This is a genomic window from Rhizobacter koreensis (assembly GCF_013366375.1).
GTDB classification, from domain to species: domain Bacteria; phylum Pseudomonadota; class Gammaproteobacteria; order Burkholderiales; family Burkholderiaceae_C; genus Schlegelella_A; species Schlegelella_A koreensis.
Map to the genome: position 1 here is coordinate 1 of NZ_JABWMJ010000002.1, position 24,701 is coordinate 24,701.

Sequence of the window (24,701 nt, forward strand, 5' to 3'; positions counted from 1 at the left end):
CGGCCCGGGTGGCGGCTTCAAGCTGCTGCAGGCCGTGCGGGGCGTGGACTTCCATGCCGCCCTGTGCGAGGTGGAACGCTGCCTGGGCATGCTGCCGGCGGCGGTCAGCGAAGCCGTTGCCCCTGCGGCACCGGGGGAGCGCATGCGCCGGCTGGTGCAGCGCATCTGGGACGAGGCGCGGCCGGTGGTGGCCGGCGACGAAGTCGACCGCTACCTGAGCGGGCGCGGGCTGACCCTGAGTCGGCATCCGCCGGTGCTGCGGTTCCACCCGTCGCTCGGCTACTTCGAGAAGGGTGCGGACGGCAAGTCGCGGCAGATCGCGGCCTACCCGGCCATGCTGGCGCTGATCCAGGCGCCGGATGGTCAGGCCGTGACGCTGCACCGGACCTACCTGCGCGATGGCCGAAAGCTCGACGCCGCCGACGCGAAGAAGGTGCTCTCCGCGGGCATCCACGGCGCCGCCGTGCGTCTGTTCGATGCCGGCGCACAGCTCGCGCTGTGCGAAGGCATCGAGACCGCCCTGGCGGTGCACCTGGCTACCGGCAAGCCCGTGTGGGCCGGCATCAGCGCCGGCAACCTGGAGAAGCTCTGGGTGCCGGACACCGTGCGCGAGGTCTGCATCTACGCGGACAACGACGCCGGTGGCGACTTCGCCGGCCAGTGCTTCGCCTACGCGCTCGCGCGGCGGCTGAAGCGGGAGGAGAAGACCACCGGCCCGCGCCAGGTGCGGGTGTTCGTGCCGCGCCATGCGGGCACGGACTGGGCCGATGTGTGGTGCCAGCGTGCCACCGGCCCCGACCAGGGCCGGGGGCAGGCGACCGCATCGTCGTCGGCCGACCGGGCCTCGGGCAACCGGGTGGCCCTCGGTGGCTGAGGCAGAGGTCATGAAGCTTGGGGTGCGGCGAGCCACGGCGGGCCGCACCCGCTTTTTCAGCGGCACTGGACGGGTCGGCGCATGCCCTGCGCCAAGACCTGCCGGTGCCGGCGAAAAGGTCAGGCGCCGTCGGCCATGCGGCCGACGCGCTCCTCTCGTCGTTTCCCGACTGGTAGCTGCCAGACCAGGTGACGCCAAACGGCGCCACGAAGGCAGCCCTGGAGATCCCGCGCGATCGATGGCGACACCCGTGTCACCGAAGTCGCGCCCCTGCCTCGCCGATGCATCGCCAATCCATCCAGGACACGCTGCATGCGGCGAGTTGCTGTCGTCAACCCACCGCGGGGACCCGTGCCCCGACGTGGGCCGTGCCGTCCCCGCTTCTCACACACCCCAACCCGATTGGAGAAAGTCATGAAGAGCGGACGTACCCTCGTGAGCCTGGCCCAGGAACTGGAGCGCCAGCTGCACTCGAAGAAGGACCTGATCGTGCCGTCGCAGCTGGTGCATCACAGCACCGGCGACGACGGCCGGACGCACATCGTCGTCAACGAAGCCGGCAACCCGGTGCGCTACGGCGTCACGCCGCTGGCGCGCCGCCAGCTGGCCGACAAGCTGAAGATCCCGCACGCGTACTTCGAGCGCATGCGCGAGGAGCAACCGGTGCTGCTGGACCGCAACGTCAACACCTGGCTGCAGAGCGAGGACGACCGGCGCATGCTGCGCACCCTGGACGGCCAGGTGCGCGCGGTGCTGTCGGACCGCTACCGCCGGCTCGACAACTTCGACCTCGCCGAGAGCGTGCTGCCCATCCTGCAGCAGCTCCCCGAGGTGCGCTTCGAGTCGGTCGAGCTGACCGAGACGCGCATGTACCTGAAGTGCATCACCTCGCGCCTGACCTACGAGATGGCGCCGGGCGACGTGGTGCAGGCCGGCGTGGTGATCTCGAACTCCGAGGTCGGCCAGGGCACGCTGTCGGTGCAGCCGCTGCTGTACCGGCTGGTCTGCCGCAACGGCCTGATCGCGGCCGACCGGTCGCTGCGCAAGACGCACGTGGGCCGTTCGCTCGGCACCGAGGACGAGGGCCTGCAGGTCTACCAGGACGACACCCTGCGTGCCGACGACAAGGCCTTCTTCCTGAAGGTGCGCGACGTGGTGCAGGCGGCGGTGTCGGAAGCGAGCTTCCGGCAGACGGCGCAGAAGCTGCAGAAGACGCTGAAGATCCCCCTCGTCGGCGACCCGGTGAGGACGGTCGAGGTTCTGGCCCAGCGCTACACGCTCAACGATTTCGAGCGCTCGGGCGTGTTGCGGCATCTGATCACCGAGGGCGAGCTCTCGGGCTACGGGCTGGTCAATGCGGTGACGCACTACAGCCAGGAGATCGACGACTACGACCGCGCCACGGAGTTCGAGGCGCTGGGCGGCAAGCTGATCGAGCTCGGCACCGCCGAGTGGAAGGGCCTGGCCGAAGCGATCTGAGCACGGCCTGAGCAGGCAGTCCGGCACGACGGCGAGCGGGGGCAACCCCGTTCGCCGACCGTGCCGGCGCCGACGTTGCACGGCGCCCCGACAAGGGCGTCGTTCACGCCGCACATCGAGTCATGCGGTCGCGCTCACGCATTCGCCGGAATTCGCCAGGGCTTGCGAGTGGCAATTCGGTAAGCAGATGCACAGGCCCGCGCCGCCCATTGAAGTCGACCTGTCGCCCACCCTATGCTGGCCGCACAGCGCCGGAACCCTTCCTTCGGCCACTGCAACACGACCCGCATCCACCGACCAACCCCTCCACCCTGCCCTGCACGGGCTCGTGGTCCCCACGCGAGGACGCACCATGAACCAGGTCCAGCTCTCCGATGTGCAGATCGCCAACCTGACCCTGCTGCTCACCATCCGCGACGGCATCCTCCACGACCGCACGGCCGCGTGCTGCCGCTTCTCGCTCGACGCCATGCAGGCAGAGCGGCTCGGCACGATGAGCGTCCAGCAGTTGATGGCCATCGTGGCCAACCTGGGTGACGCCACGCTCTTCCCGCCGCGCCGCGACCTGGTCAGCCTGCTCGACACACCGCTGCCGCTGGTTCGACCGCTGGCCACGGTCCACGCCCCCCGCCATGTGACGGCCAGTTCGGCCGCCTGACGCTCAGTTGCCGGGTCATTGGCAATGCAGTCGCGGGTCGATCGCCAGTTGCGCGCCCTGGCACTGGCCAAAGCCTGTGCGGCCTGCGGTGCACGCGTGCGCACCATCGGCCATCTGACGGGCCTGCCACCCCGCGAGGCGCTGCGCCTGCTCTTCCCGGACCGCATGGCCGTGCCTCGAGGGCGCTCGCCGGACTCGCCGGAGTGGTACCACGGCGCCAACCTGCTCCACCGCGCCGAGGCCTCGATCGTCGTGGCCCTGTACCGCCGTCTGCGAGACGCCGACTTCCCTGCGGGTGAGGCTCTCGTCGGTGCCTACCGCCACTACCTCGGCATCTGCCAGCCCCCGCACCGCATCAGCTTCGACCGCGCCTTCGATCTGGCCGCGCACACGGACGGTTTGTGGCTCACCGACACGAGGAGCTTCTCGCTCGTCACCTGCCCGACCTGCCACAGCGAGTTCCTGGCGGCCTTCGGCTCCGTGGCGCGGTCGAACGACCACTGCCCGTTCTGCAAGCTGGTGCAGCGGTACGGCACGGACCCGCGGGTGCAGGGGGCGTTTCCGGTGCAGCCGCTGGCTGCGCCGAGTGCGGAGCAGTTGGGGATGCTCATCCTGCTGCAGCGTTCCTTTGGCTCGTCGACGGGGCAGGCTGGAACGTCCTCGGCGAGCGAAAGCCAGCCGTGAGCCAATCGGTTCGCAGCAGGACCTTCCCTGTCGGATGGGGCGATGTCCCGCTCTCTGTTGAACCGTGGGCGGGTGACGGCTCCAATGGTGTGATGCTACGCGGCCTTTCGGAGCGTTGCGGATCCGGCCTCTGGGCGACGAGCGTCAAGGGCCTTGAGCAGGCTGCGCATCTGGCTGCAGCCGCGCAGCTTGCGCATGCGATGAGCGGCATCGCTGAGCGCGCTGGCCACCCAGCGCAGCACCATCTGCCCGTCGCCCCAGCGCTTGACGTTGCGGCAGTAGCGCGCGACCGAGCCGTTGAGGTTCTCGATCGGGTTGGTCGTGCGCAGCGTGCGGTAGAGCGCGCCTGAGATGCCTAGGTCCTGGACCGTCAATGTCTCCTCCAGGCCCTCGCGCAGACTGGCCACTGCCCCAGGGTGCTTGGCCTGCATCGAGGTCGCCAGGCGTTGAAGCTGGCGCCGGCCAAGGTCGGCGTCCGATGCCGACCAGGCGTCCTTCAGCACTCGCTTCACACTGGCGTGCATGTCTTCGGGCAGGTGCTCGAGCACGTTGCGGCGCTTGTGCTCCTGGCAGCGCTGGATCATCGCCGTCGCACCGAAGGTCTGCACGATGGCCTTGCGCAGCGCCTTGCCACCATCGATGACCCACAGCCGCATACGCTGGGCGTCCAGGCCGCGATCGATGAGGTCCGACAGCAGCGAGGTCACCACGCGCGCGGCCTCGGTGGAGCCTTCACGCAGCCCCAGCACGTGCTTGTTGCCATGGGCGTCGATGCCAATGGCCAGCAGGATCACGCGGTCGCGGAAGTGGATGCCGTCGATCATCACCACGGGCAGGTCCAGTTCATCAATCGGGCGCGCCAGCCACTGCGCGAGCTGCTCCTGGCTGAGCTGCACGAAGCGGCGCGACACCGCGCTCTTGGACGCGGCGCGCGGCTGGTGCACCGCCGGTACCGGCTCCTGGGTGCTGGCGTAGCGGCGGGTCGACACACCCGCGGCGATGGCCGCCATCGTGGCCGCGTCCAGCGGGTCACCGCTGCTGGCCCACTCGAAGCTGGGCAGGGCCAGTTCGCCATCGGCTATCGAGCGCGCCCTCGGCCGACGCACCGCGATGCGCTGCCCGCCCAGCACAACTTGCGCTGCGGTGCTGCCGCCGCGCACCGCTCGACGCTGTGTATCGGGCACCCCCTTGGGGCCGCACAGCGCGATCCGGTCGGACTCCATCAACGCGGCCAACACCTTCTGGCCCGCGTCGATGCACAAGCCCAGGAAGGCGTGGCGCACATCGCGCAGCACGCCCTGCACGGGCAACGAGATCTGCACTTCGGCAGCCGGCAATGCCCGCAACGCGGGCTTCGTGCGAGACTTCATCTCGGTGGTTCCTTTCTTTGCTTGCTAGGCACCTGGATGCTCGCATCCAGGCGAAAGGAACCGCCACCTTCAGCTCACGCGTTCAACAGACTTCGGGACATCGCCTCGGATGGCGATGCGAGATACAGAGGAAGCAATTCCGATCTGGCGTGGACGGCACAGCGTCCTACTTGCATCAGAAGCGGATGCCGCCGGACTTCGGTGTCGCAAACTGGTCCGGCTCCTTGCCCAGCGGGAAAGCGACAACGTACAGAACGCTTACCGGCATCGGCTTGGCATCGGGGTCGGTTCCCCACTTCACCTGCATCTTGCGTTCGGCATAGCGCAATGACACGCCGAGCGCCTTCAGGCCATCGATGCGGGACTGCAGTTCGTCGTACACCTCGAACTTGGTCGACTCGGTGTAGAGGTCCGCGCAGTCACGGTACTCTCTGAAGTAGTCCACCAATCCGGCGAACGCCTCGTCCGCCTCCCGCTCGAGCTCGCACCCAGGCTCCGACAGATCCATCATGTGAGCTTCGGTGAGCTTGGCCAACTGCTTCCCCGTCGTCAGCGGGAGTGCAGTCAAGGTGACGTGTTCGCGATCGAACTTTGCCTTCTGTGCCTTGAGCTCCTCTTCCGTCGGGATCGCGAAAGGCTTGTTCAGTACATCCAGATCCTCGAACTCGAACGCACCGGCCAGAGCCCTTCGCGTGTCCAGGCTGGCCGCCAGGCCCTGTTCGACCCGCTGGATCGTGCGGACGTTGAGCCCGGAGATTTCAGCCAACTGCTCCTGAGACCACTGGCGCATCTCTCGGAAGAGCCGCACGCACAGGCCGAGTTCGGCCGGGGTCAGCAGGCGAGCGGTCGTCACTCTTTCGGCGGTGTCAATCACAAGGTTCTCCATGGTAGGACATCGATGGCATGCAGTATCGAAAGCACCGACGGCGCTGACCACGACAGCAGCCCGACAGCAGCCCGCCATGGCGGTGTATGAACGCGGACGACGCACGCCCGATGTCGACCGCCAGCGATGTCGGATCAGGCCTGCCGCCGACGCCTGGTGTCGAAAGCCGTGCCCGAGAGTGATCCTTTCAGGTGACGGCGTTCAACCGTGTCCATCAACATGGCCGCGGGTGCACGCCTGCAATCGCCATGCTTTCGTCAGCTTCCCACGGAGCCTTTCCAGCGTCCGACCCGGGCTTCGCCGCCCTGCCCGTCCCTGACGTGCTGGCATCGGCCGACGGCCTCGTCAGCCGCATCCGCCTGTGCTTCGGCCTGTCCCGCGACACCTTCGACGCCGAGGTGCAGCCGCTGCTTCAGCGCTATGCCGGCTACGTCCACCTGCTGCCGGCCACCGCCGACAACTACTTCAGCTCACCTGCTGGCCTGCTGAACCTCGGGCTGGAGGTCGCGTTCTACAGCCTGCAAGGCACCGACGCGCACATCTTCTCCGGACGATCGACGATCTCGGCGCGCCGCCAGCTTGAACCGCGCTGGCGCCTGGCCACCTTCATCGGTGGCCTGTGCTGCGAACTGCACCGGGTGCTCAGCCACCAGATCGTGACCGACGAGGCGGGTGGCGAGTGGCCGCAGTTCCTCGTCCCCCTGGGCGACTGGCTGGCATCGCGCAGTGCTACTCGCTACTTCGTTCGCTGGCGGCCGAACGCCACCGAGTCGCGCGGCCTGGGCGTGTTCGCACTGCCCCTGGTCATCCCGGGAGCCACGCTCCAGTACCTGGCGCAGGACAACAGCATCATCGTCCCGCACCTCCTGTCCAGCATCAGCGGGCAGCCGGTATACCGTGACCACAACGTCCTCGACGCTCTGGTGCGTCGATCGCTCGCGCTGGTGGTCGACCGGAACCTGCAGGCCAACGCCGATCGCTACGGTGTGCCTCAGTTCGGCTCGCACCTTGAGCGGTACCTGGTCGACGCCATGCGTCGCCTGGCATCCGGCAGTCCCAGCTGGTTCCCGAATCGGGAGAAGTCGCGCGCCTGGCTGGGGTCCGATGGGCTGTTCCTGCTGTGGCCGCAGGCGGCCCACGATGTCCAGGCACTCCTCGAAGCCGATCAGCTGGCCGGCATCCCGAAGGCGCCTGAGACGATGCTCGATCTGCTTCTGGAGGCCGGGGTCTTCGTGCAGCAGCCGGACGGTGCCTCGACTTGGTTCGTCCTGCCGCCTGAGTTGAAGACCGCCGCGGAGGCTGTGAAGCTGGCATCGCCGGCGATCCTGCTGAACGGTGTCACGCCGCCGGCCGAGCCATTGACCATCTCGTTGGTCTGCCCACCTGGCGCCACGCGGACCACACAGAAGGCGCCAACGACTGCACCGGCGCCAGCCCCGGCACCGCCGCCCGGCACCCAGTTCTCTTTGCTCGACGCCACCGAGGTGGCCACATCACCGGCAGCTCGCGCATCCCCGCCGCCGGTGTCACAGACCCCGGCACCGCCCCCTGCTGTCGTTGCCGACCTGGCTGTCCCGTCGCCGCCCCCTCCGCCCTCCCCGCCGCCGGCCGCGGCGCCGACCTTCAAGCTGAACGCACCCATGCGCCTGAACCCTGCCGTGCGCGATGCCCTCGCGGCCATCGTCGGCACCCTCAATGGGCCCGGCAGCGCTGCGGCCGCCGCACCTGTCGCGGCCGGCCTGTTCGTGCCGCTGGCTGAACTGGAGCGGCATGGCGTGCAGCCCGCGCTGGCGGGTCGGGCCCTGGCCGATGTCGGCCTGCTGGTACATGCCGGACGGGATGGCCCGGCCACCGTCACGGCCGACTTCCGCGGCGAGCCGACCATCGGGCTGGTCGTTGCCCCAGCCTGCATCGATGGTTTCGACCCTGCCGCCTTCGAGCCGGCCGCGCACGAGGAGCCCTGACATGCTGATGCGCCGCTACGAGATGCCCTGGCGGCGCGCCTACGAGGTGTACGCCGCCGCCGTCTGGGCATCCGCCCTGCTGTTCTTCGCAGTCACCGGCGGACTGGGCCTCCTCCCGCGACAGCTCGCACTCCCGCTCGCCGCTTTCTGCCTGGCGATGGGCGTCCTGCGGCTGGCGCAGGGCGTTCACACCCTGGTGCTGCGCGCCTCGCTATCCGGCCGAGGCATCCAGGTGCTGAGCACACGGGCCGTCGCCCGCTGGACCGAGAAGCCTGACGCGGTATTCCTGGGCTTCGGCTTCGAGTGGCGGCCCGTCCACTCGCAGCGCCTCTACGAACTGGCCAAGGTCGACTACCGGGAGTTCACCGTGTCGCCCCGCCTGCTGCAGGTGCTGGGCTACGACGCACGACCGCAACCCGATGCCGAGATCGGTCTGCCCTACATCCATGGCGTCGAACCGCGCGAGGTGCCCCTGCACCGGCCGCTGCAGAACTTCGAAGGCGGCACCTTGCTGGTGGGCACCACCCAGTCGGGCAAGGGCGTGGCGCTGGCCAACCTGGTGACGCAGGCCGTCCGCCGCGGCGACGTGGTGATCGTCATCGATCCCAAGAACAGCCGCCGCCTGAAGCGTGTCACCCAGCGTGCCTGCGAGGACTGGCGCGAGCCCGACACCTTCCTCGAGTTCCACCCCGCATTCCCTGAAGCCGGCGTGCGCCTGGACTTCACCTTCAACTGGCAGAAGCCCACCGAGATCGCCTCGCGGATCCAGTCGATCATGCCGCCGGACACGGCCGGCGCCTTCTCCGCCTTCGGCTGGGACGCCGTGAACGTGGTCGTGCAGGGCTTGGTCGAACTGGAGGAGCGGCCGAACCTGGTCAAGCTCACCAAGTACATCGAGGGCGGCATCGAGCCCGTGCTGGAAGCGACACTGCGCCGCTTCTACGAGCGGCTTCTCGGCACCGGCTGGCGCGACCAGCCGGAAATGAAGAAGCTGCTGCACGACGCGCACCGCGGCAACATGAAGCGCCCGTCGGAGGCGGCCAGTGCGGACCTGCTGGCCCTGGTCGCCTTCTACGAGCACCACGTCCCGCAGTCGCAGCGCAACAAGGTGCTTGACGCCCAGGTGCGCACCTTCCGCCACAACCGCGAGCACTACCAGAAGATCACCGCCAACCTGCTGCCGGTGCTCTCGATGCTGACCTCGGGCGACCTGGGCCGCAGCCTGTCGCCCGACCCCTTCGACGCCGGTGATGCGAGGCCGATCATGAACTTCGAGAAGATAGAGCGCGCGGGCCATGTGTTGTACATGTGCCTCGATTCCCTGCCCGACCCGTCGGTGGCTACCGCCATCGGCGCACTGGCCCTGGCCGACCTGGCCGCCCGTGCGGGCATGCGCTACAACCTGGGCGGCTACCGGCGCATCTCGCTGTTCGTGGACGAGGTGTCGAACGTCATCAACCAGCCGCTGATCGAGATCCTGAACAAGGGTGCCGAGGGTGGCATCTTCACCACCTGCGCGATGCAGACGCTGGCCGACCTGGCCAAGCGGCTGGGCAGTGAAGACGCGGCGCGCATGGCGCTGGGCAACCTGAACAACCTGATCGCGCTGCGATCCAAGGACCGGCCGACGCAGGACTTCGTGGTCGAGACCTTCGGCAAGACCGCGATCCACTCGGTGCGCGTGGGCCTGAGCAGCGGCGCCGACGCACACCTGGGCGACTTCTCGTCGAGCTACTCGACGCAGCTCACCGAGAGCTTCGAGGAGATGGTGCCGGCCGACGTGCTGGGAAAGCTGCCGAACCTGCAGTACTTCGCCTCGGTGTCGGGCGGGCGGATCATCAAGGGTCGGTTTCCGATCCTTGACCCGGATGCGGATGAGCCCAAAGCAACAGGTTCGGCGCCACCGAAGGCGATCCGGACTCCAGGTGCGATGACGGGGCAGCCGTCGTGATCCGTATCGTCAGCATCGCCGCCCTGCTGAGCCTGCTGGTGCTGGTGCTCTACCTGCCATCGGCGCATCCGCCAGAGCGGTTCCTGGCGCAGATTCGAAGCGAGCACCAGGCTATGGAAGAGCTTTGGGGCGAGGCGCCGGCGCTACGGATCCTCGACCGAGCACTGGGCCTTCAGGGTGCGGCACGGGAGGCCACGCCTGTGCCCCCAATCGCCAGCGCATCGGCGGCCAGCGGCGTGGACGGTGCCGTGGCGCGGGAGATGGCTTCCGTCAACCGGCGGCTGTTCGGAAACAGCTACTTCCGCGCGATCGACGCGCTCGTGCTGCTGGCCGCCTTCAGGCTGTCGGCGATGCTGGAGTGGCTGCCTTGGATGGCGGCGTTCCTTGTTGCAGCAACGGCGGACGGTGCCATCAGCCGAGTGATCAAGTCGAAGGAGTTTCTGCACCACGATCCCGAGGTCTTTGCCCTTGCGGTCTCCGCAGCGATCGTTCTGGCCTGCACCGCCGCCGTCACCTTCGTCTTGCCGACTACGGTGCCTCCATTGACGCTGCCAACGGTGATCGTGGCAATCGCTCTCCTTGGCGCCGCTGCGCTCTCAAGCTTTCACAGGCGAGCGTAGAGCGGCGCTCCGTTGGCTGCCGGGCACCAGAAATGCGCAGGACCGGCCTTCGCAGGTCACGCCCGAGCATGCGGCGAGGGCCCGCCAGCAGTGGAGCGGCATCCATCCCAGCACGGGAACATTGTTCCCATTTTGGGAACTGTGCTAGACTTGCTCGCATGATCCTGTTGGGCCGAGAGCTCCTCCTCACGCACACGCAGCAGTACCCGGCGGCCCGGACAGCTGTTTCGATGTGGCTCGCAATCACCAACCGATCGACTTGGCAGTCAAAGGCCGATGTCATCGAGTGTTTTCCTGCCACGACTTTCGTGACGCCGACTCTGGCCTCGTTTTACCTAGTAGGGGTCGATTCAGTATTGACTGCCCAGATCGCCTTCAACTCCGGACTCTTGATCGTACTTGCCGCATCGCAGGGTCGTAAGTCCGTCCCAATCTCCGCCCAAGAAAAATAGCATGAAGCTCCGCGTCATTAGAGACGACTTGCAGTATGCCGCTCTACTTGAGCAGGCCAAGGAGCTTGCGATCTCGGACCCTTCGCCCGACAGCGAAGAAGCCGAACGCCTCGCCATTATTTCCGTGCTTCTTGAGAAGTATGAGGAGGAACGCTTCAAGCTCGAAACACCCGACCCGATTGATGCAATTCTGTACAGGTTGGCCGAGCTTGGCTTGAAGCAAAAGGACTTTGCAACGATAGTAGGAAGTCGGAGTCGAGCATCAGAGATCCTCGCGAGAAAGCGCGGTCTGACTATTGAGATGATTCGTGCCATCCATGAACATCTGAAGATTCCTGCCGAGTTGCTGATCGCCCATCCTCGCGATCGGGATGTTGATCCTGAAGATTTGGATTGGAGCAAGTTTCCCGTCCGCGAGATGAAGAAGCGTGGCTGGCTGGACTCCGATCTTGCACAGGGCAAGACTGGGGAAGATTTGATCCGTTCGTTCTTTGCTCGAACCTCAGCGCATCACGCACCGGTTCTCTTACGCAAGACGCTGACCGGCGTTCAGAACGAAGAGAGCCGCTACGCGATTTATGCCTGGGTGGCAAGGGTGCTGGTACGCGCTCGGGACCTACGCAAGGTTGACGTACGGTATGTTCAAGGCTCTATCACCGATGAATTCTTGCGGCAAATCGCCAAGCTCAGCCGCTCGCCCGATGGGCCATTGTTGGCTCGCGAGTTTCTCGCGATGAAAGGCGTTACGCTGGTTGTTGAACCGCACTTGCCCAAAACGAGACTTGACGGTGCCGCGATACTGGACGATGGTGCGCCCGTGATTGGCCTCACGCTTCGGTACGATCGCGTAGATTACTTTTGGTTCACGCTTATGCATGAACTCATTCATGTCCAACGCCATCTAGGTAGGCAACACGCCACCTTTGTCGATCAGGACGAAATGTCCAACGACGAGGAGAAAGAACTGGAGGCCAACATCTATGCTGCAGAAGCCTTCATTCCGCGACAGATCTGGAAGAGCAGTGATGCCTACCGAACTCGGAAGCACGAAGCTGTCATTCAGTTAGCTGATACGTTGATGATTCATCCAGCCATTGTTGCCGGCCGCATTCAGCGCGAAACCTCCAACTACAGGATCCTGAAGGAACTGTCCGGAGTCAGCGGCATCGGCAAGCTTTTCCAGGTATCCACCCAGGGAGATGAAGAATGAAGCGCGTGATCTATTCGCCGATCCTCAAGAGCAAACGAGGTGAGGCAAAGTCGCTCCAACATCTTGCGGCACCTGTCAAGGCGAGGATCATCCCGTTCTTCGACATCCTGGCTCTGAAGCCAGGAACCCAGAACGGCAGCGAGGTTGAGGCTCACCTGATCAAGCAGGCACTCACGGTTGCGTCAGGCTGGAAGCAGCAGGGGATCTGCTACGTGGACCTCTTTGACATCAATCCGCTGGCCCGTGGGCTTGAGGGAAAGCATCCCGTGACGATCGTGCACAACCGACTTGCTGCCGAGCAGGTTCGTGCCATTCCGGTGATCGGCCTCGAACGCGATGTCCAGTACAAGCTGTCCATACGTGCCGTGGTCGCCAACGGCGCAGAAGCCCTTGCGATTCGACTCGAAGCAGAAGATATCCAGCTCACGAGCGTACTTGCTGCGAGAGTGAAGCAGCTTGTAGGCGAGCTGAGCGCCGCGGCAATCCCGATCCACATCTTCTGCGACTTCCGATCTGTTGCTGGTCAAAGCCCGGATGTTGTTCGAGCGCAGTTCCTGAAGGCCTACCTCGAACTCTCGAAGGTCGGCGCCGCTCGAGTGGTTTTCGCCGCCTCGGCCATGGTCCCCAACATGGGGAACTACAAGAAGGACAGCTTCAACCGCGTCCCCCGGACCGACTACTTGGTCTGGCAGGCGATTGCCAAGGTCGCGCCTAGCGTCGACTACTCTGACTATGGCGTCGTCCACCCTGACTACATCGATCTGGACCCTCGCGTCATCAAACCATCCGCGAAAATTCGGTACTCGACTGATCGCGAGTGGCTCATCGTGAAGGGTTCTCGCTGGGCCGACAACACGTCTCAGCACCACCGCCTGTCTCAGGTTCTCCAAGGTAAGTCAGAGTTTCGCGGTGCCGACTGCTGGGGTGGGGAGTACATCACTACGGCCGCGGCCGGTCGCAAGACTTACGGTGCCTTGGAGACCTGGGTGACGATCGACCAAAACACCCACATCACGCATACCGTCAACCATCTGAGCAAGGTCATCGAGCCACAGCTGGCAGTGGTCGGCTAGGTAAGCCACGACGGGAGTTGGCTACACGTCGGCACATAGGTCGCACTCAGCTCGGCGTCGAAACCCCCCTCGCAAACGCGCCATTCCGCGGCGCCGCGGCGGCAGCCGGCTCCTACCCTTTCGGTCACGCGCTCGACAGAGCACGGCCTTCAGATCCTGAAGCCACCGAACGAGGACCGCGCCATGTACTCTGCATTGCCCGCTGCCCGCTGCGACGCCGCCCCCCAGGCTGGCCAGACCGGCTCCGGCGCCCACGACGGCGAACACCCGGAGACCATCGAGACCCGGCTCTGGCTCGAGGAGCACGACTGGCTGTTCACGGTGCTGCGCAGCGAGGGCAACGTCTCTCCGACCTTCCGCTTCCCGGACCTCATCAGCGCCTGCGTGTCGCTGGTCTTCCTGCACGATGACGCGCCAGCGCGGATCTTCGATTTCCTGGGCACGCAGTTGGTGCTGCGCCCGCCGCTGACGCCCAGGCGTCGCGAGTCGATGTGGCGCCCGCAGTACGAGCTGCTGCTGGCCGTGCAGCGCTCGCCGGCCAACCGCCACCCCAACCCCAAGTTCCAGCTCGACCAGCTGACCACGGCCTGCGTGGCCCTGTGCTGCCAGCACGAGGGCGCCGACACGCTGGTGCTGCGCCAGGCCCGGCTGAACATGGCCGACCGAGCCGCGCGCGGGCGCCCGTCCCGCACCGGATGAGGCGAGAGGTGACGACGCGGTGGTGCTGGGGTTTCGTCCCAGACGCGCCGCAGGTCACCTCCCCGTAAACCCGTTCAATACCCGCTCCACACCCGCTTCCTACCCTGACCGCTTCGCCGGTCCTCACCCGTCGCTCGACGCCCAGCAGTCGACCAGGCCTGGCCGACTGGAACGGCGTCGCCCTGTCCACCAAGACGTCACGGGTCGATCCATGCAGGTGCCGCTGTTGTTCCCCGCGCGACGGTCGCCGATCCGGCCGATGCCAGGACCCTGGCTGCTGGCAGCGCTCGCCACCGGCTGGGCGCCGTTGCAGGCCCAGGCCTGCTGGGAGCAGGCGGCGCAGCGCTACGGGCTGTCGCCCCACCTGCTGGTCGCGGTGGCGCGTGTCGAGTCCGACCTCGACCCGCGCGCCGTGAACCGATCGCATCTGCAGCGCACGGGCTCCTACGACATCGGGCTTATGCAGATCAACAGCTCCCACCTTCCGACGCTGGCGCGGCATGGCATCAGCGAGGCGCAGCTCTACGACCCGTGCACGAACATCCACGTCGGCGCGTGGCTGCTGGCCGACGCATTCGCGCGGCACGGTGCCTCGTGGAACGCCGTCGGCGCCTACAACGCCGCCTGCAGCCAGCTCAAGGGCGAGGCCTGCACGGCGGCGCGTGCCAGCTACGCCTGGAAGGTCTACCGCCGGATGCCTTCCGCCAGCGGCGCGGCCACACGCCCCGTTGCGGCGACGTCGCAGCCGCCTATGCAGGCGGCGCGATCGGCGCCCATCCTCCTGGCTGCGAGGGTGGCGCCATGACGCGACGTGCGCTTCGGCTCTTGGCCGTGCCTGTGCTCGCGGTGACGGCCGTTGGCGCCGCGTCGTCGTGCAGCGCACCCCGAACTGGCGCCCTCCCTTCGCGGCCAGAGGCCGCTCAACCGCCCACCACTTCGGCGCGCGCCGCAGCTGGCCTGTCGATCGCCCAGCTGGACCACGGCCGTCAGGCTTGGTTCGCCACGTGCGCACCGCCCGCCTGCCCCGTCGTCACGCCGAAGACGCTGGCCGTCGATCCAGCGCGCGCAGCAACGGCTGAAGCGCGAGCCGATTCAACCCCGGGCTCGGATGCGGTCATCGCACAGTCGCTGAGCCCCGGTGAGACCTTGGTAATCGCCGGACCCCAGGCAACGCTGCCAACTGCGCATCGAACCGCGATCGGGCCCGAGGACGCGGGCGAACCGCTGGTGTCCGAGATCGCCGTGGGCTTTCCGTTCGGGAGCGCGGTGCTCACGGCCGCTTCCCGTGCCTTGATCGATGCCGCGGCCACGGGCGACGGCATCCGGCGCATCGACATCCGGGCCGCACCGACAACGTCGGACCTGCGGCTGCCAACGACCGGCTGGCCCGCCAGCGCGCTGCTGCGGTCGCGCAGTACCTGCGGGCGCGCCACCCGCATCTGGCTGACGCAGAGCTCAACGTCGATGGACGCGGCGTCTGCTGCTACGCCACGGAGAACGACACCCCGGAAGGCCGTGCGCGCAACCGGCGGGTCGAGATCGCCTTCTGGCGTGTTCCCTCCGACCTGTAGTGCGCCTGCAGTCGCCCGACCCTCATCTGCACACCCGGCCCTACCCGCACTGGCCTGAACCCTGCCACCGACCCGCTGATCACCCGCACCCGACCCGACCGCCATCCACCTTCGTCTCCCAGCCCTGAACCCTCGGAGGACTCCCATGAACACCGCTCTCGCATCTGTGCATCCCGCCCGTGCCACGGGCTCCCTCGCAACCGACGGCGCCGACGGCCCCGGTACGGCCCACTTCGCCGGCAGCCGCCGCTCGAAGCGCCTGCTGTCGCCCGTCTCGCTCTTCGTGCTGATGGCGCTCGGCCTGTGCGTCGCCTTTCCCGGCTACGCCCTCGACCTGGTCGCCTTCACCGGCATCACCGGCCCGCTCACCTCGGCGCTGACGCAGATCGCCAGCCTGGGGCCGGGCATCAAGGCCCTGGTCGGCTTCGTCGGCTTCGTGGTCGCGCTCATCTCGCTGGCCGCACTGCGCAACTTCGGCCCGGTGCTGTTCTATGTCGGGCTGGCCATCTTTGCCGCGGTCGGCCTCGTGATCGCGGGCGCGATCATGGGTGCGGTGATCTGACGCGCGCGCAGCCGACGAGCAGGAGGCCCGCATGCACGCCGACACCTACATCCCGCGCCGCCTGGACGACCAGTGGAAGATCGGCTTCTGGGACGTCGACGTCGCCGCGCCCCTGCTCTTCGGGCTGTTCATGGGCTACATGTCCGGCTCGAAGTTCTCCTTCGCGCTGTGCCTGGCTGCCGGCGCCCTCACCTCGCGCGCCATCGCCCGCATCAAGGCCGACAAGCACCCGGCCTTCGCGGTGCACTGGCTGTACTGGCACCTGCCCACCAGCCCGCTGACGGCGATGCGCGCCACGCCGCCGTCGCACATCCGGCGCATGGTCGGTTGACCCCAAGGCCAAGAGATGAAGCCCCAAGCTCACTTCGTTCGCGGCCCCCGAGGGGCTGCTCAGTCCCTTCGGACGGCCGGGCGGGACTGACATGGACTTCGAACGCCTGAACGGGGACATCAAGGAGATGCGCCGCCGCAACCGCGGCATGGCGCTCACCGTGGGCCTGCTGGCCGGCGCGCATGTGCTGGCCCTGGTGGTGATCCTCAACCTGCTGGGCGCGGTGCGCACGGTCGTCGTGCCGCCGTCGATCAACAAGTCCTTCTGGGTCTCGCGCGACAAGGCCAGCGGCGAGTACCTCGAGCAGATGGGCGCCTTCATCGCCTGGCTGGTGCTGGACGTGACGCCGGCCTCCATCGACTGGAAGAAGGACATCCTGCTCGGCTATGTCGAGCCTGACCAGCATGGCGAGCTCAAGACCCGGCAGGAGCTGGAGGCGGCGCGGCTGAAGCGCATCAACGCCAGCACCTTCTTCATGCCGCAGCAGCTGGTGCCCAGCGAGGACACACAGACCGTCGTCGTCCGCGGCCGGCTGCGCACGCTGGTCAACGGCCTGGAAACGGCCAACGACGCCAAGGCCTACGAGGTGGGCTTCGCGTACAGCGGCGGCCGGATGCACCTGAAGACCTTCAAGGAGGTGACCCATGCCGCGCCGTGACTCCCGGCCGCAGTGCCGTCGCCAGGCTGCCCCGGCAGCAGTGGTGTTCACGGCGCGCGGTTGCCTGACACCCCGCTGGTTCCGCTCGGTCGCCGCATGGGCCGCCCTGACAGGCCTGCTCGCAGCCGCAGCGCCGGCAACCGCGCTGCAGGTGCTGGATGCCCGCGACGGCGTGGCCGTCGAGGCCGTGCTGTCGATCAAGGAGCCCACGCGCATCCGCATCGACGGCGCCGCGATCACGGACGTGTTCGGCAACATCCATTCCAGCAATTGCGGTGGTGCTGCGCCGTCTTCCAGCGGCAGCAACGGTGCCCCACCCGCTGCCGCATTGCCGGCCGTGAATCCGGCAGGAGAAATCGTCCTGGAGTGCGACCGCGACAAGGGCGAGATCTACATCCGTCCGGTCGGCGACTCGCCCAAGCCGGTCAACCTGTTCATCTCGTCGGCGCACGCCACCTACACGCTGGTGCTGCGCAAGGCAGACACCCCGGCCGACACCATCGTCATCCGCGACCCCGGCCAACGGGCGCTGCAGGCGATGCAGTCACCGCCCAGCGCGGCGGGCTCGCAGACACCGCTGGGCACCGCTCCGAACCACATCCGGGGGCTGAAGACGCTGCTCCTGGCGATGGCGTCCGACCGCGTGCCGCCCGACATCCGTGTGGACGAGCTCAACCAGCCGATCCAGCTCTGGGCGGAAGCCAGGTTCTCGCTGATGCGGCGCTACGAGGGCCGGGGTCTGGTGGGTGAGAAGTACCTGCTTCAGAACGTGAGCCAGGCCGTGATGGTGCTGGCGGAGCAGGAGTTCGACCGACCCGACAGCCCCGCGGGCGGGCAGGTGCTGGCCGTGGCTGTCGAGCACCACAACCTGCGCCCGGGCGAGACCACCAACGTCTTCGTCATCCGCCGCGGAGGCCAGTGATGGTGTCGCCTGTGCCCCCGTCCGCAGCCGCCCTTCGCCAGTCGGCCACCCGCCTCGGCGCGCAACTGGCCGAGCGGATGACCCCGCGCCAGCGCCAGTTCGCGCTGCTGGGCGTGATCGTGGCCGCCGGCGTGGGCCTGCTGTGGCTGATCTTCGCGTCCACGGACACCGGCTCGTCATCCGGTGCGCGCAAGCCCGCCGCCGGCGCGCCAGGGCCGGTCACCAACATCGGCGTCATGCCGCCAGGCCAGCAGGTCAACCCGGTGGACCAGTGGGTCGGCACGGCAGGCAGCAAGCTCGCCCAGTACGAGAGCGAGCGCGAGGAGCAGACCCGGCTCAACCGCGACCGCCAGGCCTTCGAGGCCCGCACGATGCAGCGATTCGCGGAACTGGAACAGCGCCTGACCTCGGCGACGCAGGCGGCCCAGGGCGCCGCTGCTCCGGCGCCTGCTGCAGCCCCGGTTCCGCCCGTGCCTGCACCACTCCCACCCGCCTTGCCGTCGGTCTCGGCCGGCACCACGCCGACCGGGCTGCCGCCGGCGGCCAGCCTGCCGCTCCCTTCGACCTATGGCCAGGGCACGGCCGGCCGACAGTTGCCGGCGGGCATGCCGGGGCTGCCGACGGCCGACCCCGTACCGGCGGCACCGGTGGCACCTGCGATCAGCCGCGTCACGCTGGTCGATCGCAGCATGCAAGGCGTCGCCGGCACGAGCGGCAGCGCTTCGGAGCGTACCGGCACACCGGCGGCCGAGCCTCGGACGGTGTCGACCTGGCTGCCGGTGAGCTTCACGCGCGGCACGCTGCTCGGCGGGTTGGACGCACCCACCGGCGGGCAGGCGCAGTCCAACCCCCACCCGGTGCTGATCCGCCTGTCGGACAACGCGGTGCTGCCCAACCGCTTCCGTGGCGAGTATCGCGAGTGCTTCGTCATCGCGGCTGGCTACGGCGACATCAGCTCCGAACGGGCCTACCTCCGCACCGAGAACCTCTCGTGTGTCCGCGCCGATGGCGCGACCCTGGAAGTGAAGATCCAGGGCAGCGTCTACGGCGAGGACGGCAAGGTCGGCATACGCGGGCGGCTGGTCACCAAGCAGGGCCAGATGCTGGCCAACGCCCTGCTGGCCGGCGTGGTCAGCGGCATCGGCCAGGGCCTGGCCACCTCGTCCACCAACGTCAGCACCTCGCCGCTGGGAACGATCACCAGCGCCTCGGGCGCCGACGCCTACCGGGCCGGGCTCGGCACGGGTGTCGGCCGCGCCCTCGACCGGCTCGCCCAGTACTACATCAAGCTGGCCGAGAACACCTTCCCTGTGATCGAGGTCGACGCCGGCCGCGAGATCGATGTCGTCATCACCAAGGGCGTCCGCATCGACGTGCCGATGAGCGCCGCTGCCGCAGCGCCCCTTGCAGTCCGACCGAGCAACCCGGAGGTCTCCGACGATGCCAACGACTGACAAGCCCTCGCCAGGCTTCGCCTATCCCTCTCCCGCCCCGCGTGCTCCCGTCCGGTGCCGCCGGCCCGCGGCCTGGCTCGTGGCCGGTCTGACGGCCCTTTCCGCAGGCCACGCCGGCGCCACGGCCTCCGATGAGGCGCGGCTGCTGGCCGCTCTGCGCAAGGCGCACCCCGGCACCCAGTTCACGCAGGTGCAACGCTCGCCCGTGGCCGGCCTGTACGAGGTCTGGATGAACAGCAACGTGGCCTACGTGTCGCCGCGGAATCCGCGCTACTTCATCTTCGGCCGGGTCTTCGACACCCAGACGATGCAGGACCTCACCGGCCCCAGACTGGCACGCGCGGCCGCCAGCGCTGCGCAGGACCGGCAGGCGCCCGGCGCGGGCGTTCCCTCGGCGCAGGCCGACAGGATGCCGGCACCTGAGCCGCCCATCGCCTTCGACCAGCTGCCGCTGGCGGACGCGATCAAGACTGTGCGAGGCAGCGGCGGCAACGAGCACCGTCGCATCGCCGTGTTCAGCGACCCGGGTTGCTCGTTCTGCCGCCGGCTCGAGCCCGAACTGGCCGGCCTGGACGACGTGACGATCTACACCTTCCTCGTGCCCTTCCAGGGCCGCGCGCGCCCGGTCTCGATCTGGTGCGCGGCGGACCGCGAGAAGGCATGGCACCAGTTCATGCTGCAGGGCGACACCTCCCTGCTCAGGTCGGCGGGCGACCCGGCCGCTTCGCGGGCTCCGGAGTGCGACAACCCGCTCGACCGCAACCTCGCGCTCGCGCAGCGCCTCGCCGTCCAGGGCACACCCACCCTGGTCTGGGCGGATGGCACTCGCACCGACGGCTACGTCGACCGGACCGTGCTGCTCGCGCGCCTCCAGCAGGTGTCGAAGGTGGCGGGGGGCAAGCCATGAAGAAGCCCGCCGTCGTGTTCCACGCAGCTCCGAGAGCGCGTGCTGCCCCAGCCACCGGACGGGCCACGGCGTCGGTGCTGCTGGCCTGGATGCTGAGCGGCTGCATGAGCATGAGCGGCCTCAGCGGCAGCTCCAGCTATGCCTGCAAGGCCCCGGACGGCGTGACCTGCGACTCCGTCTCCGGCACCTACGCCAATGCTGTGCAGAACAACCTGCCAAGTCAGCGGCGAACGGCCGGTGCCAACCCAGGCATGCCGCAAGCCCCGCGCGCGACGGAGGGCATCGCGGGCGCAGCCGCGGCTGGCGCTGCAGGCGCGGCGGCCTCCCGCATCGCTGTCTCGCCATCGACGCCGCCCTCGCCCACGGCTATGCCGCTCCGGTCGGCGGCCCGCATCCTGCGGCTGTGGTTCAAGCCCTGGGAAGACGCCGACCGCGACCTCCACGACCAGGGCTACGTCTACGTCCGGGTCGACGACGGCCAGTGGCTCGTCGAGCACGCCCAACGGCAGATCCGCGATGCCTACGCACCGCTGCGGCCTCCGCCGCCCGCATCCGCACGTCCTGCAGGCGGCACCACCGAGTCGCGCGATCCCAGGACATCGAACCAGTCCGGTCGGACAGATCAACCGAGTGGTTCGCTGTCCCTGCCCGGCCTGACACCTCCGGCGGGCCGGCCGCAGATGCCCGTCGATCCTCGTGGCAACGAACCCAACGACTGACCTGGCACCTCATCCGGTATTCCCTGCGAGGCACACGCCATGCCCACTCCGTTCGCCCAGTCCGATTCGATCCGATCCGCCGCCCGTCCCAGCGGGAGCCGCCCCGGCCATGGCAGCCTGGGCTGGCTGGGCCTGGGCTCGCCTCCCGACACGCCGGCCGAACAGTTCGCGTCCTGGCTGCCGTACTCGGCCTACCTCGCCGACGAGAAGCTCTTCGTCAACCGCGACAGCCTGGGCTTCATGCTCGAGCTGATGCCGCAGTCGGGTGCCGACGACCGCATGGCCGAGGTGCTGATCTCGCTGTACTCGACCTGCCCGCCAGCCACCGGGATCCAGTTCCATCTGTTTGCCTCGCCGCACATCCGCGAGCAGCTGCGCCGCTATGCCAACCTGCGCGTCGAGGATGCCGACCAGGCCGACAAGGCCAAGCACTGGGGTCGCCCGGCGCGCAACGACAACCTGTTCCACCGCCTTGCGCGGCAGCGTGTGGGGCACCTGCTGCACGGTGCGCAGCAGTCGCTGACCACCGGCTTCCACTACACGATCCGCGACTTCCGGCTGATGATGAGCGTGTCGGTGCCCGGCGGCGTGGAACAGGCCGGCGACCTGACCCGGCGCGACGAGCTGGTCGCGCTGCGCGAGTCCATGGCGTCCACGCTGCGCTCGGCGTCGCTGCCCAGCCGTGTCTGCGACGCCGCGGACCTGATCAACTGGTGTGCGCTGTTCACCAACCCGGACCGGGTCTCCCAGACCGACGCGCCGAACCTCCACTACGACGACGGCCGCGAGATCCGCGATCAGATCGTCGATTTCGACACCATCCAGGACCCGCACCCTGCCGGCCTGACCCTCTGGAAAGAAGGTCACGAGGGATCGCTGGAAGCACGCTTCTACTCGATCAAGTCCTTCCCCGAGCGCTTTGCGCTGTGGCAGATGGGCTCGCTGATCGGCGACCTGATGCAGCCGGCGCTGCAGTACAGCGCGCCCTTCCTGCTGACCATGGGCGTGCACGTGCTCGACCCCAACGTCATGAAGTCCGTGGTCACGGCCAACCATGTGCGCGCGACCCAGAACGCACGCAGCAAGATGGCCGAGGTGATGCCCGACGTGGGCAAGAAGCTGCAGGACTGGACCGCGGCGGCCAACGCCATCGACGTGGGCAGCAGCCTGGTGAGCCTGTACCACCAACTGGCGATCTTCTCGCCGCCCGAGAAAGCCGTGTCCGCCCAGGAGACCGCCAACGCGATCTGGCGCGGACGGGGCTTCCAGCTCAACGCCGATGTCTACATGCACCGGCAGGCGCTGCTGGCCAGCCTGCCGATGACGCTGTCGGAGGCCTTCCACAAGGACCTGGCCAAGATGCGCCGCGTCTCGCGCAAGACGATGGCCAATGCCATCCACCTGGCGCCGCTGATCGCCGAGTGGCGCGGCACGCGCACGCCGGCCCTGGTCTTCGGTGGCCGGCGCGGCCAGCTGATGACGCTGGACATCTTCGACAACGACCTGGGCAACTACAACTTCGCGATCATCGGCGCGCCCGGGTCCGGCAAGTCCGTGCTGATGAACGAGATGGCGTGGTCCTACCGGGCCATCGACGCCAAGGTGTGGATGCTCGACCTCGGTCGGTCGTTCGAGAAGCTGTGCCGCAAGGCCAAGGGCACGTACATCGAGTTCCGGCCCGACGTCGACATCTGCCTCAACCCTTTCACGCACATCGTCGACATCAACGAGGACATCGACATGCTGGTGCCGGCCATCTCCAAGATGGCCTCGATGTCCCGGCCGCTGGACGAGGTCCAGTACAAGGCCATCTCGGCGATGGTGATAAAGCTGTTCCGCCAGCACGGCAACGCGCTCACGGTGACTGCGCTTCGAGACGCCTTCAAGGCCGGCACTATCGAGGAGCTGGGCGTGCGCGAGGACCCGCGTATCCGCGACTTGGCCGTGATGCTGAACCCCTACGCGCGCGGCGGCCAGTACGAGCGCTTCTTCGAGGGGCGCAACAACATCGACTTCGGCAACGACTTCGTCGTCATCGAGAACGAGGAGCTCAAGCGCAGGCCCGATCTGCATGCGGTCGTCAACATCCTGCTGCTGCACCAGATCACCGGCGAGATGTACCTGACGCGCAACCGGCGCAAGGTGCTCTTCATCGACGAGCTGAAGCAGCAGCTGGGCGACATCGGCGCCGACGACCCCGTGAAGGCGGCCGTGGTCGAGGAAGCCGCGCGTCGCGCCCGCAAGTACGGCGGATCGCTCGGCACGGCCACGCAGAGTGCCGACGACTACTACGGCTCGGCCCAGATGGAGGCGGCCTTCAACTGTTCGGACTGGGTGTTCCTGCTGCGGCAGAAGCCCGAGTCGATCGAGATGCTCGACCGCAAGGGGCGGCTGTCGATGGACGAGCCCAAGAAGCGGCTGCTCAACTCGCTGCGCACGGAGCCGGGCGTGTTCTCGGAGGTCTACATCTCCTCGCCGGTGGGCGAAGGCGTGGCGCGGAACATCCTCGACCCGGCGACCCACCTGCTGTTCTCCAACAAGCTGGAGGACAACGCCCCGATCGACGAGCTGCGGGCGCAGGGCCTGAGCATCGACGACGCGATCACCGAGCTGCTGCGGCGGCGCGGGCACGCGGTGTGACTTTGGCGAGGCTCCCATGGACGTCGACGCCAGCGCTAGTCCGGGCCCGAAAACCCAACAACCCGTTGCCGGGCCTGTGGGCATGGTGCCCATCCTCCTGCATGCGGCGTTCGCTCTGCTGATCGTGCTGGGCACGCTGGCCGCCTACGACCGCGCGGTGGTGCGTCCGGCCCAGCGCGTCGGTGTCGTCGATGTCGGCGAGGTGTATCGGCAGAAGGAGGCCGAGTTCACCCAGCTCCTGACCCGCGCCACCACCGATGCCGACCGCGAGAAGGCGTTTGCGCTGGCCCGGAGCTTCTCGCAGCGGCTGCCGGCCGCTCTGGAGGAACTTCCGCGCGACTGCGCCTGCCTGGTGGTGCTGAAGAGCGCCGTGGCCGGCCGGACACCGCGGACCGTCGATCTGACGTCACTGCTGCAGCAGAAGCTGGGCCATCCCCAGACACCTCACAGGAACGACCCCGAGGAGGCCCGATGAAGCGCAGCCTTCGCACCCAGGCCATCGACTTTGCGATGCACATGCGGCGACGCTGGTATCTCTACCTGCCCGTCTTCGCGATCTGGGCCTTCGCCTACACGCGGCTCTTCATCGACCCGACGCCGCGCGTGCCGGTCCTCTTCAACTGGACGGGCAGCCTGCCGTACCGGGTGGCCTGGCTGCAGCACGGCGAGCATCCGCTGCAGCGCGGCGAATTCGTCATCTTCTCGTTTGCGGGCGAGGCGCGAGCCGCCTACCCCGGACTGGACGGTCAGCCGTTCTTCAAGGTCGTGCGCGGCCTGCCGGGCGACGTGGTGACGGTGTCCGGCCGCACGGTGTCGGTCAACGGTGTCGTCGTCGGCACGGCCAAGGCCCAGGCCTTCGACCGGCGCCCGCTGGAGCCGATCGCGCCGACGGTGATCCCGCCGGGCCACTACTACGTGCAGGGCACGGGCCCGGATTCGTTCGACTCGCGCTACCGCAGCAGCGGGCTCGTGCGGGCCGAGCAGGTGCTGGGCACCGTGGTGCCACTGTTCTAAGGG

24 protein-coding genes and 1 pseudogene are annotated in these 24,701 nt (G+C 67.8%); 23 read left to right on the plus strand and 2 right to left on the minus strand.

The window, feature by feature from the left end:
• The 4 genes from HQN59_RS03865 to HQN59_RS03880 all read left to right on the plus strand — a co-directional run.
• The coding region (locus HQN59_RS03865; protein ID WP_176066331.1) for a DUF7146 domain-containing protein at positions 1-874 on the plus strand (874 nt) is incomplete at its 5' end.
• 414 nt (positions 875-1,288) lie between these two features.
• On the plus strand, positions 1,289-2,353 hold the full coding sequence (locus HQN59_RS03870; protein ID WP_176066333.1) for a DUF932 domain-containing protein: 1,065 nt from the start codon (positions 1,289-1,291) through the stop codon (positions 2,351-2,353).
• 352 nt (positions 2,354-2,705) lie between these two features.
• A complete protein-coding gene (locus tag HQN59_RS03875; protein ID WP_176066335.1) occupies positions 2,706-3,011 on the plus strand; it encodes a hypothetical protein in 306 nt (101 codons plus the stop codon).
• Between the two features lie 24 nt (positions 3,012-3,035).
• On the plus strand, positions 3,036-3,695 hold the full coding sequence (locus HQN59_RS03880; protein ID WP_176066337.1) for a FlhC family transcriptional regulator: 660 nt from the start codon (positions 3,036-3,038) through the stop codon (positions 3,693-3,695).
• A gap of 95 nt (positions 3,696-3,790) precedes the next feature.
• On the opposite strand, the gene HQN59_RS03885 is transcribed toward HQN59_RS03880, so the two are convergent.
• Both HQN59_RS03885 and HQN59_RS03890 read right to left on the minus strand, forming a co-directional pair.
• On the minus strand, positions 3,791-5,065 hold the full coding sequence (locus tag HQN59_RS03885) for an IS256 family transposase (RefSeq protein ID WP_176066339.1): 1,275 nt from the start codon (positions 5,063-5,065) through the stop codon (positions 3,791-3,793).
• 175 nt (positions 5,066-5,240) lie between these two features.
• A complete protein-coding gene (locus HQN59_RS03890; RefSeq protein ID WP_425342684.1) occupies positions 5,241-5,939 on the minus strand; it encodes a helix-turn-helix domain-containing protein in 699 nt (232 codons plus the stop codon).
• Between the two features lie 260 nt (positions 5,940-6,199).
• Here HQN59_RS03890 and mobH point away from each other — a divergent pair, with 260 nt between their 5' ends.
• The 19 genes and pseudogenes from mobH to traF all read left to right on the plus strand — a co-directional run bounded on the left by mobH (position 6,200) and on the right by traF (position 24,698).
• Positions 6,200-7,915: a MobH family relaxase gene (mobH, locus tag HQN59_RS03895; protein WP_176067402.1), complete on the plus strand. Its 1,716-nt coding sequence runs from the start codon at positions 6,200-6,202 to the stop codon at positions 7,913-7,915.
• Between the two features lies 1 nt (position 7,916).
• Entirely contained in the window at positions 7,917-9,866 is a 1,950-nt protein-coding gene (traD, locus tag HQN59_RS03900) for a conjugative transfer system coupling protein TraD (RefSeq protein ID WP_176066341.1), read from the plus strand.
• Positions 9,863-10,486 carry an IncC plasmid conjugative DNA transfer DtrJ family protein gene (locus HQN59_RS03905; RefSeq protein WP_176066343.1) on the plus strand — a complete coding sequence of 208 codons (624 nt, stop codon included), beginning with the start codon at positions 9,863-9,865 and terminating at the stop codon, positions 10,484-10,486. Before traD ends, HQN59_RS03905 begins: the two co-directional genes overlap by 4 nt.
• Positions 10,487-10,644: 158 nt before the next feature.
• Positions 10,645-10,938: a type II toxin-antitoxin system HigB family toxin gene (locus HQN59_RS03910; RefSeq protein WP_176066345.1), complete on the plus strand. Its 294-nt coding sequence runs from the start codon at positions 10,645-10,647 to the stop codon at positions 10,936-10,938.
• A gap of 1 nt (position 10,939) precedes the next feature.
• Positions 10,940-12,148, plus strand: a complete 1,209-nt coding sequence (locus tag HQN59_RS03915; protein ID WP_176066347.1) for an ImmA/IrrE family metallo-endopeptidase — start codon at positions 10,940-10,942, stop codon at positions 12,146-12,148.
• Positions 12,145-13,221: a beta family protein gene (locus HQN59_RS03920; protein ID WP_176066349.1), complete on the plus strand. Its 1,077-nt coding sequence runs from the start codon at positions 12,145-12,147 to the stop codon at positions 13,219-13,221. Before HQN59_RS03915 ends, HQN59_RS03920 begins: the two co-directional genes overlap by 4 nt.
• Positions 13,222-13,404: 183 nt before the next feature.
• Positions 13,405-13,920, plus strand: a complete 516-nt coding sequence (locus HQN59_RS03925) for a hypothetical protein (RefSeq protein ID WP_176066351.1) — start codon at positions 13,405-13,407, stop codon at positions 13,918-13,920.
• Positions 13,921-14,131: 211 nt separating this feature from the next.
• Complete coding sequence (locus tag HQN59_RS03930) at positions 14,132-14,725, plus strand: lytic transglycosylase domain-containing protein (RefSeq protein ID WP_246294690.1); 594 nt, start codon at positions 14,132-14,134, stop codon at positions 14,723-14,725.
• Positions 14,726-15,272: 547 nt separating this feature from the next.
• Positions 15,273-15,491: pseudogene (locus HQN59_RS26990) on the plus strand (OmpA family protein); the annotation flags it as partial.
• Between the two features lie 145 nt (positions 15,492-15,636).
• Entirely contained in the window at positions 15,637-16,053 is a 417-nt protein-coding gene (locus tag HQN59_RS03940) for a hypothetical protein (RefSeq protein WP_246294691.1), read from the plus strand.
• 31 nt (positions 16,054-16,084) lie between these two features.
• A complete protein-coding gene (gene traL / locus HQN59_RS03945; RefSeq protein ID WP_054022761.1) occupies positions 16,085-16,384 on the plus strand; it encodes a type IV conjugative transfer system protein TraL in 300 nt (99 codons plus the stop codon).
• Between the two features lie 91 nt (positions 16,385-16,475).
• Positions 16,476-17,042 (plus strand): type IV conjugative transfer system protein TraE, encoded by a 567-nt coding sequence (traE, locus tag HQN59_RS03950; protein ID WP_176066353.1) that lies wholly within the window; start codon positions 16,476-16,478, stop codon positions 17,040-17,042.
• A complete protein-coding gene (locus HQN59_RS03955) occupies positions 17,029-17,964 on the plus strand; it encodes a type-F conjugative transfer system secretin TraK (RefSeq protein WP_176066355.1) in 936 nt (311 codons plus the stop codon). Before traE ends, HQN59_RS03955 begins: the two co-directional genes overlap by 14 nt.
• A gap of 11 nt (positions 17,965-17,975) precedes the next feature.
• Positions 17,976-19,418, plus strand: coding sequence for a TraB/TrbI/VirB10 family type IV secretion system protein (locus tag HQN59_RS03960; protein ID WP_342451111.1), 1,443 nt, complete (start codon positions 17,976-17,978; stop codon positions 19,416-19,418).
• 79 nt (positions 19,419-19,497) lie between these two features.
• Entirely contained in the window at positions 19,498-20,325 is an 828-nt protein-coding gene (locus HQN59_RS03965) for a DsbC family protein (RefSeq protein WP_342451112.1), read from the plus strand.
• The gene (gene traV, locus HQN59_RS03970; RefSeq protein ID WP_176066359.1) at positions 20,322-21,044 is read left to right on the plus strand and encodes a type IV conjugative transfer system lipoprotein TraV; all 723 of its coding nucleotides are present in this window, start codon (positions 20,322-20,324) and stop codon (positions 21,042-21,044) included. Before HQN59_RS03965 ends, traV begins: the two co-directional genes overlap by 4 nt.
• A 39-nt stretch (positions 21,045-21,083) precedes the next feature.
• On the plus strand, positions 21,084-23,684 hold the full coding sequence (gene traC, locus HQN59_RS03975; RefSeq protein WP_176066361.1) for a type IV secretion system protein TraC: 2,601 nt from the start codon (positions 21,084-21,086) through the stop codon (positions 23,682-23,684).
• Between the two features lie 16 nt (positions 23,685-23,700).
• A complete protein-coding gene (locus tag HQN59_RS03980) occupies positions 23,701-24,159 on the plus strand; it encodes a hypothetical protein (protein ID WP_246294692.1) in 459 nt (152 codons plus the stop codon).
• A complete protein-coding gene (gene traF / locus HQN59_RS03985; protein ID WP_176066363.1) occupies positions 24,156-24,698 on the plus strand; it encodes a conjugative transfer signal peptidase TraF in 543 nt (180 codons plus the stop codon). The genes HQN59_RS03980 and traF overlap by 4 nt, the downstream gene beginning before the upstream one ends.
• Positions 24,699-24,701: the final 3 nt, after the last annotated feature.

Excerpts from the sequence above, each read along its gene's own strand:
- traC (WP_176066361.1), top strand. The coding sequence starts at position 21,084 with ATGCCCACTCCGTTCGCCCAGTCCGATTCGATCCGATCCGCCGCCCGT.
- HQN59_RS03940 (WP_246294691.1), top strand. The coding sequence starts at position 15,637 with ATGAACACCGCTCTCGCATCTGTGCATCCCGCCCGTGCCACGGGCTCC.
- mobH (WP_176067402.1), top strand. The coding sequence starts at position 6,200 with ATGCTTTCGTCAGCTTCCCACGGAGCCTTTCCAGCGTCCGACCCGGGC.
- traD (WP_176066341.1), top strand. The coding sequence starts at position 7,917 with ATGCTGATGCGCCGCTACGAGATGCCCTGGCGGCGCGCCTACGAGGTG.
- HQN59_RS03925 (WP_176066351.1), top strand. The coding sequence starts at position 13,405 with ATGTACTCTGCATTGCCCGCTGCCCGCTGCGACGCCGCCCCCCAGGCT.
- HQN59_RS03920 (WP_176066349.1), top strand. The coding sequence starts at position 12,145 with ATGAAGCGCGTGATCTATTCGCCGATCCTCAAGAGCAAACGAGGTGAG.
- HQN59_RS03980 (WP_246294692.1), top strand. The coding sequence starts at position 23,701 with ATGGACGTCGACGCCAGCGCTAGTCCGGGCCCGAAAACCCAACAACCC.
- HQN59_RS03955 (WP_176066355.1), top strand. The coding sequence starts at position 17,029 with ATGCCGCGCCGTGACTCCCGGCCGCAGTGCCGTCGCCAGGCTGCCCCG.
- HQN59_RS03875 (WP_176066335.1), top strand. The coding sequence starts at position 2,706 with ATGAACCAGGTCCAGCTCTCCGATGTGCAGATCGCCAACCTGACCCTG.
- HQN59_RS03880 (WP_176066337.1), top strand. The coding sequence starts at position 3,036 with ATGCAGTCGCGGGTCGATCGCCAGTTGCGCGCCCTGGCACTGGCCAAA.
- HQN59_RS03915 (WP_176066347.1), top strand. The coding sequence starts at position 10,940 with ATGAAGCTCCGCGTCATTAGAGACGACTTGCAGTATGCCGCTCTACTT.
- traV (WP_176066359.1), top strand. The coding sequence starts at position 20,322 with ATGAAGAAGCCCGCCGTCGTGTTCCACGCAGCTCCGAGAGCGCGTGCT.
- HQN59_RS03870 (WP_176066333.1), top strand. The coding sequence starts at position 1,289 with ATGAAGAGCGGACGTACCCTCGTGAGCCTGGCCCAGGAACTGGAGCGC.
- HQN59_RS03910 (WP_176066345.1), top strand. The coding sequence starts at position 10,645 with ATGATCCTGTTGGGCCGAGAGCTCCTCCTCACGCACACGCAGCAGTAC.
- traL (WP_054022761.1), top strand. The coding sequence starts at position 16,085 with ATGCACGCCGACACCTACATCCCGCGCCGCCTGGACGACCAGTGGAAG.
- HQN59_RS03930 (WP_246294690.1), top strand. The coding sequence starts at position 14,132 with ATGCAGGTGCCGCTGTTGTTCCCCGCGCGACGGTCGCCGATCCGGCCG.
- traE (WP_176066353.1), top strand. The coding sequence starts at position 16,476 with ATGGACTTCGAACGCCTGAACGGGGACATCAAGGAGATGCGCCGCCGC.
- traF (WP_176066363.1), top strand. The coding sequence starts at position 24,156 with ATGAAGCGCAGCCTTCGCACCCAGGCCATCGACTTTGCGATGCACATG.
- HQN59_RS03885 (WP_176066339.1), bottom strand. The coding sequence starts at position 5,065 with ATGAAGTCTCGCACGAAGCCCGCGTTGCGGGCATTGCCGGCTGCCGAA.